The organism is Mesorhizobium sp. M7A.F.Ca.CA.002.05.1.1, assembly GCF_003998335.1.
Lineage (GTDB): Bacteria > Pseudomonadota > Alphaproteobacteria > Rhizobiales > Rhizobiaceae > Mesorhizobium.
In genome coordinates, this window is record NZ_RZQI01001062.1 from 1 (window position 1) to 1862 (window position 1862).

General features: G+C 66.6%; 2 protein-coding genes and 1 pseudogene. All 3 read right to left on the minus strand.

Going from position 1 to position 1862, the window contains the following annotated elements; all coding sequences use genetic code 11:
- Positions 1 to 478: pseudogene (locus EN939_RS32435) on the minus strand (cobaltochelatase subunit CobN); the annotation flags it as partial.
- Between the two features lie 18 nt (positions 479 to 496).
- Positions 497 to 1549 carry a cobalamin biosynthesis protein CobW gene (cobW, locus tag EN939_RS32440; protein WP_127271613.1) on the minus strand — a complete coding sequence of 351 codons (1053 nt, stop codon included), beginning with the start codon at positions 1547 to 1549 and terminating at the stop codon, positions 497 to 499.
- Positions 1550 to 1551: 2 nt separating this feature from the next.
- On the minus strand, positions 1552 to 1862 hold a 311-nt coding region (locus tag EN939_RS32445), incomplete at its 5' end, for a DUF1636 family protein (protein WP_127271615.1).

The following is a 1862-nucleotide window of genomic DNA, read 5'->3' on the forward strand; positions in this document are numbered from 1 at the left end:
GTGCCAGCCTCCGCACCAGCGCGCTCATATTCGCCGGGCCGCCCTCGCGGAAATAGTCGAGCAGGCCGTCCAACTGCTCGCGCGGCAGCGTCGAGGCTTCGATCAGGCGCAGGTCCTCGTCGCGGCATTCGCCGGGCAGCAGCGCCAGTTTTATGCCGCGTTCGCGGGCAGTCGAGGCGAGCTGGTCGCAGCCGTAGCGCCACCAGTCGTAGCCGCCGAGGATGCGCACCAGGATGATCTTGGCGTGGCGGGCGACGCTGTCGACCCAGAGGTCGACGGACATCGGATGGCGCAGGTCACGCAGTGCGGCCAGCCGCATCGAGGGCAGGCGGCCGGCATCGGCCTTCCAGGCTGCCGCCAGTCCGGCGAGGTCGCTGTCGGTGAAGGACAGGGCCACGATATCCGCCGGCGTCTGCCGCAGATCGACCGGCTCGGCGAGGTCGTCGAGCGAGGCGGATGTCGTGGTGAGGATGTGCATCGCGACCCGTGTCCGAAATCAGCCGGCGAGTATACGCTCGATCGCCGGGCGGTTCAGCCCCTTCAGGCCGATGACGACGAGGCGCGAACGGCGGTCGTCCTGCGCGGTCCAGGCGCGGTCATAGTAATGATTGACGCGCGGCCCGACGGCCTGCAGCAAGAGCCGCATCGGCTTGCCGCCGACCTCGACGAAGCCTTTTACGCGCAGCACGTTCTCTTCTTCGGCGACGGTGGCGACGCGCTTCGCCAGTTCATCGGGATTGGCGATCGAGGCAATGTCGACAATGAAGGTGTCGAAGTCGTCATGCTCATGGTCGAACGCGCCGTCATGGTGGGACTTGCGGTTTTCGATGTCGTCCTCGACGGCCAGACCGAGCCCGAGCAGCACCGAGGGATCGACCTTGCCATGCGACGTCGGCACGATCTTCACCGCGCGGGCGGAGTGTTCGCCAATGATGGCGTTGGCGCGGGCGGTACCGGCGGCGTCCATCAGGTCGCTTTTCGACAGGATGATCAGGTCGGCACAGGCGATCTGGTCCTCGAACACTTCTTCCACCGGATCGTCATGGTCGAGCGTCTCGTCCCCGGCGCGCTGCGCCTGCAGGGCGTCCATGTCGTTGGCGACGCGGCCCTCGGCCAATGCCGGCCCGTCGACCACGGCGATGACGCCGTCGACTGTGACGCGGCTCTTCACGCTCGGCCATTGAAAGGCCTGGACCAGCGGCTTGGGCAGCGCCAGGCCCGATGTCTCGATCAGGATGTGGTCGACCCTCGGCGTCAGCGCGAGAATACGGTCGAGCGCCGGGACGAAATCGTCGGCGACGGTGCAGCAGATGCAGCCATTGGCCAGTTCGACGATATTTTCCTCCGGACAGGTGTCGATGCCGCAGCCCTTCAGGATCTCGCCGTCAATGCCGATGTCGCCGAATTCGTTGACGATGATGGCAATGCGCTTGCCGCCGGCGTTTTCCAGGAGATGGCGGACCAGCGTCGTCTTGCCGGCGCCGAGGAAGCCGGTGACGACGGTGCAGGGAACGCGGGAGAGGTTCGCAGGCGAATCTGGGGCAGTCATGGTCAGTCCTTCAGCATGTCGAGGGGAGGGATGCGGGCAACGAGGCCGCGCTTCAGGCTATCGGGACGGCCACGCCAGGGAATGAGACCGTCGGTCGAGGTGGCGAAAAGCTTGGCTCCGGTGACGAGGTCGGCGCCGCTGGTCTCGGTCAGGTCGCCAAAGACATAGCTCCAGCAGCCGTCGCGCAGGATGGCGGCGCTGAGGCGCCGCTTGCAATTGCCAAGGCATTCGACGCTGCGGATGCGGATGTCGTCGCCAGATGCGGCGCGGCGCGTATCCTCCGCCAGCAATTCGCCGGCGCGGGGATGGGCGT

Excerpts from the sequence above, each read along its gene's own strand:
- cobW (WP_127271613.1), bottom strand. The coding sequence starts at position 1,549 with ATGACTGCCCCAGATTCGCCTGCGAACCTCTCCCGCGTTCCCTGCACC.